Origin of the sequence: Sphingobacterium sp. G1-14 (genome assembly GCF_002196555.1) — a bacterium.
Taxonomy (GTDB): Bacteria; Bacteroidota; Bacteroidia; order Sphingobacteriales; family Sphingobacteriaceae; genus Sphingobacterium; species Sphingobacterium siyangense.
In genome coordinates this window covers 1,597,590-1,614,433 of the sequence record NZ_CP021381.1, presented here as the reverse complement: position 1 = coordinate 1,614,433, position 16,844 = coordinate 1,597,590, and the positions used below count along the sequence as shown (strand labels likewise).

Sequence of the window (16,844 nt, the reverse complement as noted above, 5' to 3'; positions counted from 1 at the left end):
GAAAATTAATTTGCAGCATGTAGAAGCAGAATCATTAGTAGGGCCGAGAAGCCATTGTCCTGCAATGCACCATGTCGGATAAATTTATTTGCTTTAACAATATGGTCACGAACAGTAGCAATAGAAATATCCATTTCTTCGGCAATCTCCTTATAGCTTTTACCTTCAAGCTTAGATAACCTAAATATTTTTTGGCGTTGTTTGGGCAATCTGCTCAACAAGTCTTCTACCAGGACCATGGCCTCCTTGGAATCGAGCACCTTATCAATGGTATTTTCAGATTCCAATGCGCCATAGGCGAGCTGGACTTCAGATTCCATCTCCAATTTCAGGCGTCGTTTGAAATTAAATGTGATGTTACGCGAACAGGTAAAAAGAAATGCTGCAAAAGATTGTTCAGGATCTATTTTTGACCTATTTTCCCAGATACGCAGAAAAACATCCTGAAGTAAATCTTCGGCACTAGTTTCATTTTTCAGAAACTTAAGGATATTGGCATAGATAATCTGGCTATAACGATGGTACAAGATATCAAAAGCCTGCATATCTCCATGATGGAGTTGGCACAAGAGTTCCTTCTCAGGCAGATTTTGATTGATGTCCATAATTGATTATTCTAGCCATGAAGTTAATTACTTCGCTGCAATAATTCAAATGAAATTTCTGAACACCAGTAAACTTATGTTATTTTTTTCTTAATTTGCAGTAGCTAATCCCCCCATAGCGATCAAACCAATCGATAAACGTATCCATTTAGAACCATGCAAAATTTCATATATCTATTTTTTGGCTTACAGGCCCAAACCACTCAATTTTTAAAAATAGGATTGACCTTGTTTATAGTCTGCCTATTTATTTGGCCTTCACATAGTCATGCACAATCCTTAATGCACCCAATTACCCAGGTCAATTATGTAAAATCACAAATCAACAAAAAATCCGAACCTGTATATACTGCATACACGCAGTTGATTAGGCTGGCCGATTCTCTTTTATTGACTGACCATCATGCTGTTGAAGATTTTAGTGTACCCGGCTTTTACAGCGATAAAGAAGGCCAACGTGCTATGGCAAAAAAGCTCCATGCGGATGCTTTTGCTGCCTATTGTACGGCCTTGGCCTATACCTTAAACGGGGAGCAAAAATATGCATCCAAGGCCTTATATTTCATTAACTCCTGGGCCACAATCAATAAAAAATACAGTCAGTTTGACGGACCAGTTGTGCTTTCTTATGCGGGAGCCGGATTGATGATTGCTGCCGAATTACTTAAAAACGATCCCCTTTGGGCGAAGAAAGATCGTGATCATTTTAAGGTCTGGACCATCGATGTCTTTCAAAAAGCGACACATTTCTTACGCGAAAAATCCAATAATATTGCGGATTGGGCGAGGTTTGCGAATCTACTTTCGGCAAACTTTCTTGATGACCAAAAAGAGCTTTCTTTTACAATAGCCTTAATCAAGGCTGATCTCTTTGAAAAGATCGCAGCTGACGGTCATCTTATTGAGGAAGTAAAACGGGGTGAGAAAGGTTTATGGTACACCTACTTTTCATTAGCACCATTGACAGCCTCCATGTGGTGCATACACAATGCCACCGGAGAAAACCTATTTACCGCCACGAAGGACGGAAAATCGGTCACGCAGGCCCTTGACTATTTATATTATTACAATCAACATCCAACTGAATGGCCTTGGTTTAAAAATCCGGACGTTGACATCCTGGACCGGACAGCAGGAGTTTGGCCCTCCAATCTCTTTGCGGCCATGAAGGATATTTATCATACATCGAAATTTGATCCTTATCTTTCAATGTACCGTCCAATAGTTTACAAAAAAAATCATTTTGCGTGGACTTTCCCCACACTAATGCCAGCACACTTGCACCTCGAAAATAAGACCAAGTAGCGAAGTATAAAGCGATCCTTGTCTTATCAAGGATCGCTTTAATGGCAAAAATCCAGCTCTTATCTCTTAAATGCAGAAATACCGATTTCCTGAAACTCCAACTTTTTATCTCCCACGATACGCAGCTTGGTTATCGGCTTGTTCGGAAAAAATAAACTGGTCATTACCGTTAGCCCCTCGTCTGCAAAAAGTTCCACAGAGCTCACATCAACATACAAACTGAAAGAAAGTGCTCCCTTATTTAGCAACCGTTGTGCCAAAGCCGTCTTTGGAAATTCTCCATTAAAAGACACTTCACCGGACTTAGAACGATCGATATAATAGGCATTTTGATCTTCACGATAACCAATAACCAATTCGTCGCCATATTCATTCGATAAGATGACTTTAAAAGCCTGCCGTTTCAAATCTTTAAGGTCCAAACGGTACGCTTGTGGGAGATGTTGCTCGAACGAAACTTCCTTCGTTCCACCGCCATGGTATTTTTTTAGCGGACGAAATGCGGTTTCAATTTCTTTGGGCACAGTACTCGCAACGTAGAATGACTGTCCAACTTTTCCTAAAGTTAAAACACGAGGTATGGTTGAGGAAGAACGCCATTTTGTGGTAGGAACCACATTGGCATATTGCCAGTTGCTCATCCAGCCAATCATCAGGTGCCTATCCCCTAGGTTACTCCAGGTTACGCCAGCATAGTTATCGGGTCCCCAATCCAACCACTTTATTTTAGTATCCGTTGTTCGGAACTGATGCCCATCAAAGTCACCCACAAAATATTGTGTCACCGAGCCACCGTTGGGTCCACCTGGATTGATGCTCACCAGCAAAACCCATTTTGTAGCTCCTTTGTAATCCATGGGGATAAGATCAGGGCATTCCCAGACACCGCCATGGGCACCCACCTCTTTGCCAAACTCACTTTCCTTCTGCCATGTTTTCAAATCTTTGGAAGAATAGAAAGTAATACAATCTTTTGTAGCCAAGGTCATAATCCAACGCTGGCTATGCACATGCCACATCACCTTTGGATCTCTGAAATCCCATATACCAGGGTTTGGCAATACCGGATTGCCTTTATACTTTGTCCAGGTAAGGCCCTTGTCCAAACTATAAGCCAAACTTTGATTTTGATGCAATCCTGTTTTTCGATCCTCTTCCTGATGATTGTGATGGGTAAAAATGGCGACCATAGCACCTTTTCCAAAACCTGCCGTGTTATCTTTATCGATTACAGCACTTCCAGAGAAAATAGTCCCCAAACTATCGGGGTACAATGCGATCTTCTGCTCGTCCCAATGGATTAAATCTTTACTGATCGCATGGCCCCAATGCATAGGCCCCCAAACGGGTTTTTCGGGATTATGCTGAAAAAAAAGATGATAATTACCGTTCAGATAAACCAGTCCATTGGGATCGTTCATCCAGCCCTGCTGTGGGGTAAAATGGTAAAGTGGGCGATACTTCTCTTCGGGATCCCCTTGTTTATGCTGTCCCGTCTGTGCCAGACTTGTACCAAAAACACCTAGCAGGAGCATTAAAACACCGTATTTCTTTAATCTTATCATTTTTCTTTTGTTTACATTTCTAATTAGGTTATTGTTCGCTTCAATAGGCAAATATCGTCTCAATTGTCAGGAAGATTTTTCGATTTTCAACCCATTCACTTTTACTGTTCCTTGATCCGCGAAAATAGTCCAAGGGTTTTGATCCATTTTATAGATCCGGTTGGTAAAAGCAACACGATCATTCACATATACGATACCAATCGATTTTTCAATAATAATTTTCACGTTAAAAATCCGGTTGGTCGGTACTGTAAGTGGCGTAAAATTGAGTTCTGTTTTGTTTCCGCCGCCATCGCGTGCCTCCTTGTTCATAAACAGTGCCGGCATATTCCAACGATTGGATGAAGTCAGATCAAAAGCAATGCTATACACTTCGGTCGGATCATCACATGCGCCAAATGAAAAACCAAATTTGCTGGATTGGGAAGCATCAATGGTCATGGTCACTTTCACGGATGAAGTGTTCCGGTTAAATTGTGCATAACTTCTTCCGCCCGATTGCGCTGTCAAACTATAGGTTTTATTCGATTCGGAAACTTGACCAACATCGCTCAGTTTTTCAAAGGCGACTTCCTTATTGAATTTACTGTTTAGGGCTTCCGGAATTTTAGGATATAAACGCCCTGAAGCTCCCTGAACCAACTGGTGTGAAATTAAATTTCCAGACCAGGGCAGTTCGTTGTTATTATTTACTGTTTGCCCGGTTGAACACCATCCCGAAAGATAACGTGTCGTACCGTCGCTAGCCGTTTTGCCCGCATAGAGATAGCGGCCGTCGAAGGTTTCATGATGTCCTTCGCTATCCCGACAGATCGTCCAGGGGCCATCCGGGGAATCCGCAACACGATAAAATGTCTTGCGATGTTCATCCCGGTTGATCCGCGAAAACAAGAGATACCATTTATTGCCCATTTTAAATAGGTCCGGGCATTCCAATAGTTCTGCATCTGTTTCGATTCCATATTTCTCCACTGTCCCTGTGGTCGCAACGAGCGGTTCAATCATAGACCAACTGCTTAAATCTGTCGACTGATAACGTGCCAGCGTTCCTTTTCCGTCTTTTCGTGTCGTGACTAACATGACGTAGGCATTGCGGCCTTCATCCCAATAAACCTGTGGATCACGAAAATTATTTTGATCATAGCCCGCTGCAGCCTGCAGCGCCATTGCTGGTTGCTTTGTCCAATTCATTAAATCAGTTGACGTAGCCAACATAATCTTTTCCGCAGGCGTAAAAACATTGTTATGCCCCGTATAGAAACAGTAATACAATGTTCCTTTTTTAATAAAACTTCCTGTTCCGATCCATTCATCCTGACTCCCCACAGCACCCGACGACAAGACTTCGGTATAGCCCTCAAATGTTCCATAGTCACTTGTCCGCGTACTATAAATCGGATGCCTGTTGGCATTTTCATACAGATAAAACAAGTAGAACTTGTTATCGTTGGCATTGTAGTAAGGCATGGGATCGCCCACAAACCCCTGCTGGGGTCTGTAGAACCTTTGATAGGGGCCCGCCTCCTGCCCCGAAATACAAGCCGTAGAACTATCCACAGGCAGTATTTCCATGGGCCTATCCAGCCCTGTCGAACTCTCGTCCCCATTCTTGCAACTTGTCAACAAGCTTAGCAAGAATACTGTCGGAAGCAAATATATCTTTGGTCTCATGATCTAAATCTTTCTATTAATCCCTGATTAGCTATCATTTTTGCTTTTATAATAACTTGTTTTGTTTGTATTCGATTACTCTTTAGGTAATGCCTTCAATTCGTCCCAGTACATCCGTTGGGTAGGAAATGCCACGGGCTGTCCATTAGGATGCTCATGTGGCATTACCAGTATATTGTTAATGATAGCCTTTCTTCCGGCAGGAATCTGAAAAACCAATTCTTGCCACTCACCGACATGATCTTTCGAATAATTGGCACGCAACCAATCTTTATTCTGTTCGCCATCCGATTGAATTTCCAATTGCACATCACCAGCTACATCTTTCAATACCATCATCGAGAAACGCCCGTATTCTGCCGGATTGATCGTCACTTTATTTGCATTCCAGAGCGCTCCACCGTGCCAGCCTTCACCAGTTTTATTGTCCCGTACAAAAGACGCACAGAAGGGTGTTGCATTAATTCCAGTGGTTTTCGGATTGGGATAAGGTGAATCTACCGTAGTCACCCCTAACCCGTCGAAATGTGGAACGCTGGTTTCACCATTATAAATCATAAAAATTTGTTTGGGTTCTGTACCCAATAGGGCAGTTACCGTGTATTGGAAAGTTTGCCCCATATACGCAAGGCTGTATTTTATGGGAGAACTTAAATCTACGGGCCCACTCTGATTGGGCGTTATGCTTGCTCCGGCTGTAAATTCTAACGCAGGTGATAGGTTCTTTAGGTCTGTCCCCAGGGGTAGGTAAATTTTAATGCTTTTATTTTTCTGATCAATGATCCCTGATTTTTCTCCGATGCGGAATGCCGTTATTTCTGCTTTGATTTCTTTGACGGTTACTTGGTAGGTATTAAATAGATTACCATTAAAAACGCGGTAAGTAATCGGTGTTGTGCCAGAAAATGAAAAATTCTGGGCGATGCCTGAAGCTGGAGCAACCTTTGCATTGCTGGGCAATTCAATTGTCGGAGCCACCGCCGAAAGATCTGTACCTTCAGGAACCATGACAAGAATGGTACCTTTTGCCTGATCTACTTTCCCAATGGTATTGCCGACCTTGAAAGAAAGTATATCTACATCTGCACTCAAATTGAGTGTACTCTCAGCATCACGCTTGCAGGCCGCGAAAAGCCCGATAAGTAGGATAGTAACCCCTACTTTTATATAATTGTTTAATGTGTTCATTGGAATAATTGGTTATACTAATCGTTCAACAATAAATGCCTATTTAATAGCCTGGATTTTGTTTGTACAGATACTTACTTAATCTGATCTGTGCTTCGGGAATCGGTAGATATTCATTCCTATCTGCTGTAAAATGTGCCGAGGAATAATAAGATCGACGTGACTTTTCTACATCATAATAGGCATTCATGGCCTGGTCTGCAATTCCCCAACGTACCAGATCAAAGAATCTTCCATTTTCCATCGCAAGCTCCAAACGTCTTTCCCAACGTAACGCCTTCCGGGCATTTTCTTCGGTCCATACAATATTATCTCCATTTTTGTACGTTTCGATCAGCGTTTTATCATTTGCATATCCCGTAAGTGAGGTGCTATTTTTTGCGCGCCTACGCACTTGATTGATCAATGGCAGTGCTTCAATCGAACGATGCAGCTCGATAAGCGCCTCTGCCCGCATCAACAGCACATCGGCAAAGCGCAATACAATTCGATTCTTTGTATTCGCATAGAAGGGTACCATGGGGACAAAACAATCACAGTCGGGATCAACATTTTCTTTTAACGAGGCGTAAACAGCATACTCCGCCGGATTACGATTCCAGCTTTCTTCGTATGTTCTTTTGCTACTATACTTGTACGGTAAGCCCGGAATTGCAACTGTATGGAATAACCTCGGGTCGTACTTCTCGGAGGTATTAAAGCTATTCAACGCATTATAATTATCCAGTGGTAGACCTTTACCCGTTGTGCGAAACGCATTGACAAGGCTTTGACTCGGTTTATTGAAATCACAACAGCCCAGCCCCATAGGTACAGATAGTACATCAGAAAAGTTAACACGCCCAAATTTTGTCCCGTCATCTTTTGAAAACTGAACTGAAAAGAGCGCTTCTGTCCCATTTTCATACTTGCCCGGCAAGAAGTTAAATGCAAAGTCGGTTTCCAGCGTATGGTTCGATGAAAGCACAATATCCGTATTTTGTACAACCTTTTCCAAATCTCCCGCATCGATACCCGTCACCATATTACGTTCGGCATTGTCTTGACGGTATCCCTTATACAGGTAGGCTTTGGCGAGATAAGCCGCAGCGGCGATACGATTGGCCCGACCGACCTCCGTTTGCACAGCAGGAAGATGATCTACCGCATACTGAAAATCCGCTACAATCTTTTGCCATAATGCATCGTTGCTTAGGGCTCTATTCGATACGGTTTCATAGCTGTCTACTGGTACATTTTCATCGATATAAGGCACATATTTGAAAAGGATCTTGAGCATAAAGTAAAAATGCCCCCGAAGAAAGCGTGCTTCACCCAGTTTTTCTTCCTTCCCATCGAAATTATCCATTTCCTGTATGGTCTTGATTGTTGTATTGGCACGCGAAATTGCAACGTACAATTGAAACCACAATTTATCCAACTCCGCGAAATTGGTTGTAATGTTATTTGAGACCTCAAGAAAATGAAAGGTCTGGATATCCTGTGGTCCCGATCCGCCTTTATATGCATCGTCCGACCGAACCGTACCATAGGGCCATAAGCTAAAAGGGACATCATAATGATCATTGCCCAAAGCGGCATAGGTCGCTGTCAATAATCGTTCTGGCTCCTTAACCTGATCGGAGCTCAGCACACCATTGGGTGTTTGATCCAAAAATTTGGTACATCCTGGAAGTAGTCCAGCAAGAACCATAAGTATCGCTATTTTAGTGGTTATTTTTTTCATCCGTATAAATTATTTATAAGTGTATAGCCCTATTTCTCCCCTTTTTAAAATCCAATATTTACCCCAGCTGTCCAGGTCGTTGGAATTGGATACCCCCAACCTACATTTTCAGGATCTACACCTGTAAAATTCTTTGACTTAACGGTAAATAGGTTCTGACCTGTGACATAGATCCTTAGCCGGCTCATACGCAGGCGTGAGGCTGTTGCTGTTGGCAAGGTATAGCCCAGAGACAGATTCCGGAGTTTCATATAAGATCCATTCTCGATAAAGTAATTTGACAGGCGGCCCTCGTCATTGTTGTTTGTCGTTTGTAAGGCCGGAATCGTGGACGTTGGATTTTGTGGTGTCCATGCATTCAGCAACCGCAGGCCTTTGTTGGAATTGACGTCATCCACACTCCAGAAGTCTGTTTGTTTTTTCAGCCAGTTTTCGACATCTATCCCCTGTACCCCCTGAAAGTATGCCGACAGGTCAAACCCTTTATATTTCAGCACAATATTGAGACTATAGGAAAAATCAGGATGTGGACTACCGATCCAGGTACGGTCCATATCCGTAATCTGCTTGTCCGCATCATAGACGTTGACGTAACGTAAACGCCCTATCCCCTTACCGGTCTGATTGACGTGCGCATCCACTTCGTCCTGATTCTGAAAAATACCGTCGGTGACATAGCCATAGAATGATCCCAGCGGCCGGCCGATAATATTATCTCCCTGACGACCTCCATAGGAGTTTTCTACCGCTTCGGGCAAATGTGTCACCTTGTTTTTATAGGTAGAGAACACAGCCATCACATCATAATCCAGTCCAAACGATGTTTTATTGCGATATCCAGCCGATAGGTCCAAACCTTTATTTTCCATGGAGGCACCATTCGCCCAACGGTAACCGCCCTCTCCAACCACACCGATATAGGCTGGATTGATCAACATATCTTTGGTTGCTTTGACATACCAGTCAATCGAACCATAGAGACTTTGATTAAACAATGAAAAGTCTAAGCCTATATTCGTCTGCGTTGTGGTTTCCCATTTCAGGTCATTGTTTTCTGTTTGGATTTTGCGATATCCCGACGGTAATTTTCCCGTTCCTGCGCCTGAGAGATCGTATGCTGTGCCATCCACGATGTTCCATGTCGGATCAGCAACACCATATTCGGGAACGAAAAGCGCATAGGTAGCCAGATTACCTATACCTTGGTTACCTGTCTGCCCCCATCCAACACGCAGCTTGAGGTCCGAAATATAGTTTTTCGTACTTGCCATAAAACGCTCGGACGAAATCCGCCACCCCGCTGTTACCGCCGGGAAAGTTGCAAAGCGGTTATTTTTACCGAAGCGGGAAGAACCATCGTGCCGCACGGTGAAGGAAGCTAGATAGCGGTCATCATAGGAATAATTGGCCTTTCCAAAATAGGATAACAACGAGAATCCCGTAGAGCCACCGCCTACTGCCGCTGTGCCCGTACTCACACCTGGCCACATATACTCAGGTGTCTCTATGGCAAAGGCGCTATCTCCGGCAGTATAGGCATTAAAATTGATATCATTCTGACGGTTCATTTCCATACCGGCAAGCACATCTAAGGTATGTTTATCAATCTGTTTCCGATATGTCGCCGTATTGGACCAAGTCCACTTCATTCCATGGGACTGTTCCATATTAACCCCACTCCGGCTGCTATTCATAAATCCCGAACGATAGGATACTTCCAAATTACGTTTGTAAAAATTACTATAGTCCAAACCGTAACTGGTGCGGACATGCAGACCTTTTATAAGCTGTAGATCCGCATAGGCATTTCCAAACAACCGCCAATAATTATATTTATTGTTCCGGTTATCATAAAGTACACGCATGGGATTATGGCGGTCGTTCATTCCCAATGCTGGTCCACCCCATCCTATTCCATCTACTGTATGGACAGGAATAATGGGCAATGCTTTTAACGAAAGGTCAAGCACATCGCCCGGTACCTGCACTTCACCGGTATTGTTTACCGTAAAATTCTCGCCCACCACCAAGCGTCCATCAAACAATTTATAATCGGCATTCATCCGGGCAGATATCCGCTGGAAATCCGTGTAACGGAGTGTCCCATTGTTGTGCAAATAACCTAAGGAGAAAAAGGAACTGGATTTTTCTGTCCCGGAGCTTAATGTCGCATTGTAAGATTGTTGCAATCCCGGTTTTGAAACTTCCTTAAACCAATCGGTATCGGAAGCGTACATGGTATGTTCACGGTCGATATACTTGGAAACAAAAACAGTATTGAGCTGAGGTACGCCATTTGCGTCGTTATTCCATTCAAACTGATAACCAATATTATTTCCGTTGGGGTTTCCGCCATTATTGATGGTGGCCTGCCACAATGCACGACCATATTGTTGGGCATCCAGCACTTTCATTCGATTATTAAAATGCGTACTGGTGGCATAGGCGTCTACTGTAAGTTTAGGGGCACCCATCTTTCCTTTTTTTGTCGTGATGACAATAACACCATTCGCTGCGCGCGAGCCATAGATACTCGCCGAAGAAGCGTCCTTTAAAACCTGAATACTTTCGATATCATTCGAATTGAGTTCATGCATTCCTCCCTGTGTGGGGGTTCCATCAATGACATACAAGGGATCCTGACTACTGTTGATGGAACTGATTCCGCGCATACGCACTGTTGCCGCTCCACTCGGACTACCATCCGAAGTTACTGTCATACCAGCTACCCGTCCTTGCAGCGCTTTCATCGGGTTATTTTCCGGAGCCTTCATCATCTCAGCAACATTAACAACACTCACAGCACCCGTCAAATCCTTCTTCCGTTCTGTTTGATATCCCGTAACGACCACTTCATCGAGCCCCTTTTCGGTAGGCGCAAGCTGAATATCGAGGAACTTTCTTCCTGCCACAGCAATCGTCTGGGAGGCATAGCCGACATAGCTTATTTCCAATGTACCCTGATTGCCCGAAGTCTGAAGGACAAATTCTCCCTTTTCATTTGTCTTGGTGGCTATTGTGGTTCCCTTCACCACTAAAGATGCCCCTACTATAGGTGCTGCTGTCCCACTATCCGTAATTCTTCCCCGGATTTCAGTCTGTTGCGCAAATGCGACAACAGAAAAAAGTGCCAAAGACGGGAGCAGCATTGCTTTCTGTCTTGTAAACATAATTGGTTATAAGTAAATGGTTAATGATTTAGATTGATTATTTGATTATGATAGCGGGTAAACTGCTTCGTAAAGAAGCAGTTTACCTACTGTTGCTTCTGAGCTCCATTGAAGATCGGATGCAACCATTGGAATCGATTGATGACCTCATCGTTATATTCAGGACAAGCCCCCCGGCTCTGTGTCACAAATCCACTTAAGGTGGCCGCAAATTCCAGTACTTCCTCCAGCTGAACACCTTCCTGCATCTGAAACCTTTTGGTCAGGAAAGCCGCCAAAAAAGAATCACCACTTCCGATGGTATCTTCTACCTGAACTTTCAAGGCTGGAAAATGATAACTGATATTGTCTTTTTTATAATGATATACCGCACCATCTGCACCATAGGTTACAATTGCCTCCTGAATTGCAAAACGCTCCATGATCAAGTCCACACGCTGCTGATCGGTATAGGCATCCGTTGCGCCATTCCAGTCGGAAATAACATGCAGTTCCTCGGCATTCATTTTCACAAAATCAGCGTATCCCAACAGTTTATGTATTTTTTCCGGACCAAAATAAGGTGTACGCAGGTTGACATCCATCACCCGGAAGCGGGCTTTTTCCAGCAGTAATAGCAAGCTTTGAAAACTTACTTCATCCCGACAGGCTAGACTACCATACACCAAAAAATCCACCGCTGCAACTGCCTCAAGAACAACATTGTCCACCGCTATTCTATCCCAAGCTACAGGATAAACGATATCGTAATGCACGTCGCGTTTTGCATCGATCGAAACCTCTACTGTTGAAGTTGGTAACAGGTCATCGTATTGGAAGAAATCGGTCGGGATACCCAGATCTTCACATACGTTACGCAACTCGTAACCATTATCGTCACGCCCTATGCGCGTTAGCATACGCGTCGTAACCCCCAATTTATTGAGGTGATAAGCCACATTCAAAGGCGCACCGCCTAATTTTTTACCTGTAGGAAGATTGTCCCAAAGAACCTCGCCAAAACAAATACCCTGTATTGATTTATCTCCGTTTTTCATATTTTCTCCTTTTTATACGAAGCTTCGGCCGAGCGCCAAAAACCAAGTAACAAATTGATTATTATATTTCCCTTTAAATTCAATGTTGACAATAGATACACACAACATGTTATCACATTGTCTTTGATTAAATAACTTTCGATAGGCGCCAGTCGCGTCATGGCTACTTCGACACCTATTAGCGTAGTCCAGCTAAAGACTAATGTAGATTGATGGTATGCCCAAGATCTTCCAATGATTTCCCTTTTGTCTCCGGCATAAACTTAAGCACATAAACAAGCTGCAGCACCATAAATAGGGCAAAGATCAAGAAGGTACCCCCGCCACCGAGCATTTCTGTCAAGGCTGGGAAACAAAAGGTGATAATCGCCGCCATCACCCAATGTGTCAAGCTACCAAATGTCTGCCCTTTGGCACGTACGTCGTTCGGAAAAATTTCCGAAATAAATACCCAAATCACCGCACCTTGCGAGAATGCGAAAAAGGCAATGAAACTCATCAGATAGATTGTGATCGCAAAACCCGTCGTTTGGTTGGTATAAAAAGCATGTGAAACGAGTGCCAATGAAACAATCAGCCCGATCGAGCCCACCAACATTAATTTTCTTCTGCCCACCTTATCGATGAAATTGATCGCCAGCAACGTAAAAATAAAATTGACAACCCCTATACCAACTGTCGAAAGCAATGAACTCTGTGAGCCTAAACCAGCCATTTCAAATACGCGGGGCGCATAATATATAATCGCGTTGATACCTGAAACTTGATTGAACAGCGCAAAACAAAAGGCCAATAAAATAGGTTTGGCATTTTCGCGAACGAAGAGTTTGCCTTCTCCTGCGGAATTGTTTTTGGACTCCTGAATTTTTGAAATCTCCAGCTCGTAACCATCCGAATTAATTTTTTTCATAATCCGCGTTGCCTCGGCCAAATTCCCTCGGTGCAGCAGCAACCATCTCGGACTTTCCGGGATGAGGAAGATCAAACAGAAGAATAACAACGACGGAAAGCACTGCACCCCCAGCATCCAGCGCCAGGACTCTTCGCCAACCTGACCGATAAAATAGTTGGACAAATAGGCTATCAAAATACCTAATACAACGTTGAATTGAAAAAGCCCTACCAACTTACCTCGCGATGCTGCCGGGGAGATTTCTGATATATAGATTGGTGCCGTTACCGAAGAGACGCCAACTCCTATGCCACCCAAAAAGCGGAATAAAATAAATATCGTCCAGTCATTCGCCAGTGCACTACCAATCGCTGAAATAAAGTAAAGGGCTGCAACAGCAAATAAGGTATTTTTACGGCCTAATTTATCGGAAGGCAGTGCACCTAATGCTGCGCCGACAACTGTCCCTATCAAGGCGATGGCCATTGTCAGTCCATGCTGAAACTCACTTAAATGCCAGTGCTCCTGAACCGCCTTTTCTGCTCCCGAAATAACCGCTGTATCAAATCCAAATAAAAATCCGCCTAAAGCCACTACAAAGGACCAAGCTAATACCGTGTTTTTGTTCATGTGATGATCTATAATTGATTAATCCAAATTTAACACGTGCTTCATCTTAACTTAAATTTGGACTTCGCAAAAACATTTATTTATGTAACATTTTTTTAAAAACACTAAAACACTAAAAATCTAACACTTACATTCACTTTACTTTTCAAAACTTTCACTTTTTAAACATAAAATTTAGAAAATGATACATTTTTGAAGGTTCCTATTTTAGTGTAAAATATACACTAACACAACCACTGTTACCCCAAAAAATCTAAATAATGTATATTCGGATATTTAAGGGGAAAAATCATGGGAAAATATTTCATTTTTAGTGGCATATTGACCTTGCTTCTTTTTTGTGGATGTCAACCAATGGTCCGGAAGAAAAAGCAGGTCATCGCTTTTTCGCAGTGTATCGGAAACGATGCCTGGCGACAAACGATGCTCGAGGAAATGAAAAGGGAACTTTCCTTCAATCCCGATATTGACTTTCTTTATCGCGACGCACATGGCGACAATAATGTACAGATCAATCAAATTCGCGAATTAGTCAAACAGGATATCGATCTTCTGATTGTATCCCCAAATGAGGCCGAGCCACTCACGCCAATTGTAGATTCTGTATTCCAACGCAATATACCTGTCATCGTAACAGACCGTAAGACCTCCTCCGGCCAATATAATGCTTATGTGGGCGCCGACAATCTCGCCATCGGGAAACTGGCCGGTCAATATAGCCGCACGATTTTAGAAGGAAAGGGTTCGGTCGGATTAGTCACAGGGCTATCGGGCACCTCGGCTTCAATAGAGCGTGAAAAAGGCTTTATCCAGCAAATTGGAGATGCCACAGCGATTCAGGTGAGCGGCGTCATTCACGGCGGCTGGGAGAAAAATAAAGCCTATCTGGAAATGCGTAAGCATATAAACGTCATGAGCCAGAGTGATATCATTTTTACATTCAATGATCAGATGGCCATGGGGGTAAAAAAAGCATTGGACGAAGCCCAGATCAAAAAGGACATTAAGATCATTGGTGTTGATGCTCTTCCTGGTCCCGGAAATGGCCTTGAACAGATCATACAGGGCAAAATGTTTGCTTCCATACTCTACCCCACTGGCGGGGCCGAAGCCATTCGAACGGCCTTGGCTATCATCAACCACCAAAACTACCGCCGCGAGAATATACTCGAAACCTCTGTCATCGATAAAACCAACGCGGAGTTGCTTGCCCTGCAGTCGGATAAAATAAAACAACAGCAGCTCGATATTGACAAAAGGCAGGAGTTTATTACGGAACAGAATAAGATTTACCAAAGCCAAAAGTCCGTTCTTAATGTATTGGTCGTTAGCTTGGTGCTAGCTGTTGTCTTTGGGGGAATTTCTATTATCGTGATCAGGAGCAACTGGGAAAAGAACAAACATCTGGAAGTCCAGAATAGCGAGATTCTTGCGCAACAAAAACAGATCGTCGAGATGAACAGTCAAATTCAGCAAGCGGCAGAAATCAAAAATAATTTCTTCACCAATATCTCGCATGAATTTAAAACCCCGCTAACCCTTATCATCGCGCCTATAGAGGACCTTGAATTACGAAAAGATCTTACCGAAGAGGTCAGAGAACAGTTGTCGCGCATCAAACGGAATGCAAAAAAACTACAACGTTTGGTCAGCGACCTCATTGATATCCATCGGATCAGTAAATCGAAGATTAAGCTACATGCGGCCATCGTTTACATTGACCCATTTATTCAGCAGGTAATAGGTAGTTTCAAACCCTTATTTAAGAAAAACAGGATCTCCGTCAGTTATGTCAACAAAACAAGCTTGAAAGAGGTTTGGATGGACGAATACCTCATGGAACAGGTCTTATCCAATTTATTGTCCAACGCGATCAAACATACGGCGGCAAGTGGCAGAATTGAAATTATATTGGAAGAAAACAATTTCAAAGACTATTTCTATCTACGTGTATTGGATAATGGCCTGGGGATTGCTCCAAGTGATATTGAGCATATTTTTGATCCTTTTTATCAGGGTGCCAGTAGTCGTAATGGCTCCGGAATCGGCCTCGCCTACACCAAACAGATCATCGAACTGCATCATGGCCAAATCACTGTGAGTAGCAAACCCGGTCATGGATCGATATTCACCCTACGTATGCCAATTGGAAATAGTCACTACGAGCCTGCTGAACTGGCCGATTTCGACAAGGGAGAAAAACCGCTGTTTCAACAAGACGACATATTAGAGGCAACACGAAAGATGGTAGACAACAATCTTTCTTTTCGATCCAACAAATCAAAAAGTATTATGGTCGTCGAAGATAATGATGAAATCAGAGATTATCTCCGCTCCCTATTAGAAAGGGATTACAATCTTTTCCTGGCAAAAGATGTGCAACAAGCCAATGGAATGTTGAAGACACATTTTCCAGATCTAGTCATTACGGATATTATGCTTCCTGATGGTAGCGGTCTGGATATTCTAAAGGACATCAAAGCATTTTATCAGACCGCACATATTCCCGTCATCTTATTGAGTGCACTCGCCAATGAAGATACGATGCTCGAAGGAAGTAAATTGATGGCCGATGACTACATGACTAAGCCATTCAATGCCGAATTACTGCGGACACGGATTTCAAGCATCCTACAGTCACGCCATCAGCTTAAAGAAAAATACAGCAGCAATGTGGAACAGTTTGATAGCGCTCAAGCGGAGCAGGTCAATGATAACGATAGACGTTTTCTGAACAATTTTTCCGCGATTGTCGAATCCAAATTATCAGACCCGCGATTGAGTGTCGATGGCATTGCCAACGAGCTTCACCTCTCCCGCGTGCAGCTCTACCGTAAAGTCAAACAGTTACTTGACTGCAGCGTCAATGAATACATTATCGAACGAAGATTAAAGAAAGCCAAAAGCCTTATGGCTGAAGGACTAAACATCAACGAAATATTTAGCAGTGTCGGTTTTTCCTCCGCATCCTATTTCGCTTCGGCCTTTAAAAAGAAATATGGCCAGTCTCCGAGTACTTATAAAAAAGAACTTGACAAAAAATAGCCCATCAGGT

10 protein-coding genes are annotated in these 16,844 nt (G+C 43.1%); 2 read left to right on the top strand and 8 right to left on the bottom strand.

The window, feature by feature from the left end; translation table 11 throughout:
• Nucleotides 1-5: 5 nt before the first annotated feature.
• A complete protein-coding gene (locus tag CBM24_RS06785; protein WP_075991620.1) occupies nt 6-605 on the bottom strand; it encodes an RNA polymerase sigma-70 factor in 600 nt (199 codons plus the stop codon).
• A 156-nt stretch (nt 606-761) separates the two neighbouring features.
• Between CBM24_RS06785 and CBM24_RS06780 the strand changes: the two genes are divergently transcribed.
• Complete coding sequence (locus CBM24_RS06780; protein ID WP_088160628.1) at nt 762-1,910, top strand: alginate lyase family protein; 1,149 nt, start codon at nt 762-764, stop codon at nt 1,908-1,910.
• A gap of 59 nt (nt 1,911-1,969) precedes the next feature.
• On the opposite strand, the gene CBM24_RS06775 is transcribed toward CBM24_RS06780, so the two are convergent.
• From CBM24_RS06775 to CBM24_RS06745, 7 genes are all read right to left on the bottom strand, one after another.
• Entirely contained in the window at nt 1,970-3,475 is a 1,506-nt protein-coding gene (locus CBM24_RS06775) for a glycoside hydrolase family 32 protein (RefSeq protein ID WP_198386052.1), read from the bottom strand.
• Between the two features lie 66 nt (nt 3,476-3,541).
• Nucleotides 3,542-5,146 carry a glycoside hydrolase family 32 protein gene (locus CBM24_RS06770; RefSeq protein ID WP_088160627.1) on the bottom strand — a complete coding sequence of 535 codons (1,605 nt, stop codon included), beginning with the start codon at nt 5,144-5,146 and terminating at the stop codon, nt 3,542-3,544.
• A 75-nt stretch (nt 5,147-5,221) separates the two neighbouring features.
• Nucleotides 5,222-6,334 carry a hypothetical protein gene (locus CBM24_RS06765; protein ID WP_088160626.1) on the bottom strand — a complete coding sequence of 371 codons (1,113 nt, stop codon included), beginning with the start codon at nt 6,332-6,334 and terminating at the stop codon, nt 5,222-5,224.
• 43 nt (nt 6,335-6,377) lie between these two features.
• A complete protein-coding gene (locus tag CBM24_RS06760) occupies nt 6,378-8,060 on the bottom strand; it encodes a RagB/SusD family nutrient uptake outer membrane protein (protein ID WP_088160625.1) in 1,683 nt (560 codons plus the stop codon).
• 44 nt (nt 8,061-8,104) lie between these two features.
• Nucleotides 8,105-11,230, bottom strand: a complete 3,126-nt coding sequence (locus CBM24_RS06755) for a SusC/RagA family TonB-linked outer membrane protein (RefSeq protein ID WP_088160624.1) — start codon at nt 11,228-11,230, stop codon at nt 8,105-8,107.
• A gap of 86 nt (nt 11,231-11,316) precedes the next feature.
• Nucleotides 11,317-12,267, bottom strand: a complete 951-nt coding sequence (locus tag CBM24_RS06750) for a carbohydrate kinase family protein (RefSeq protein ID WP_088160623.1) — start codon at nt 12,265-12,267, stop codon at nt 11,317-11,319.
• Nucleotides 12,268-12,466: 199 nt separating this feature from the next.
• Nucleotides 12,467-13,789 carry a sugar porter family MFS transporter gene (locus CBM24_RS06745; protein ID WP_075991614.1) on the bottom strand — a complete coding sequence of 441 codons (1,323 nt, stop codon included), beginning with the start codon at nt 13,787-13,789 and terminating at the stop codon, nt 12,467-12,469.
• Nucleotides 13,790-14,080: 291 nt separating this feature from the next.
• Here CBM24_RS06745 and CBM24_RS06740 point away from each other — a divergent pair, with 291 nt between their 5' ends.
• Entirely contained in the window at nt 14,081-16,834 is a 2,754-nt protein-coding gene (locus CBM24_RS06740; RefSeq protein ID WP_088160622.1) for a substrate-binding domain-containing protein, read from the top strand.
• Nucleotides 16,835-16,844 lie beyond the last annotated feature (10 nt).

Excerpts from the sequence above, each read along its gene's own strand:
- CBM24_RS06785 (WP_075991620.1), bottom strand. The coding sequence starts at position 605 with ATGGACATCAATCAAAATCTGCCTGAGAAGGAACTCTTGTGCCAACTC.
- CBM24_RS06780 (WP_088160628.1), top strand. The coding sequence starts at position 762 with ATGCAAAATTTCATATATCTATTTTTTGGCTTACAGGCCCAAACCACT.
- CBM24_RS06775 (WP_198386052.1), bottom strand. The coding sequence starts at position 3,475 with ATGATAAGATTAAAGAAATACGGTGTTTTAATGCTCCTGCTAGGTGTT.
- CBM24_RS06770 (WP_088160627.1), bottom strand. The coding sequence starts at position 5,146 with ATGAGACCAAAGATATATTTGCTTCCGACAGTATTCTTGCTAAGCTTG.
- CBM24_RS06765 (WP_088160626.1), bottom strand. The coding sequence starts at position 6,334 with ATGAACACATTAAACAATTATATAAAAGTAGGGGTTACTATCCTACTT.
- CBM24_RS06760 (WP_088160625.1), bottom strand. The coding sequence starts at position 8,060 with ATGAAAAAAATAACCACTAAAATAGCGATACTTATGGTTCTTGCTGGA.
- CBM24_RS06755 (WP_088160624.1), bottom strand. The coding sequence starts at position 11,230 with ATGTTTACAAGACAGAAAGCAATGCTGCTCCCGTCTTTGGCACTTTTT.
- CBM24_RS06750 (WP_088160623.1), bottom strand. The coding sequence starts at position 12,267 with ATGAAAAACGGAGATAAATCAATACAGGGTATTTGTTTTGGCGAGGTT.
- CBM24_RS06745 (WP_075991614.1), bottom strand. The coding sequence starts at position 13,789 with ATGAACAAAAACACGGTATTAGCTTGGTCCTTTGTAGTGGCTTTAGGC.
- CBM24_RS06740 (WP_088160622.1), top strand. The coding sequence starts at position 14,081 with ATGGGAAAATATTTCATTTTTAGTGGCATATTGACCTTGCTTCTTTTT.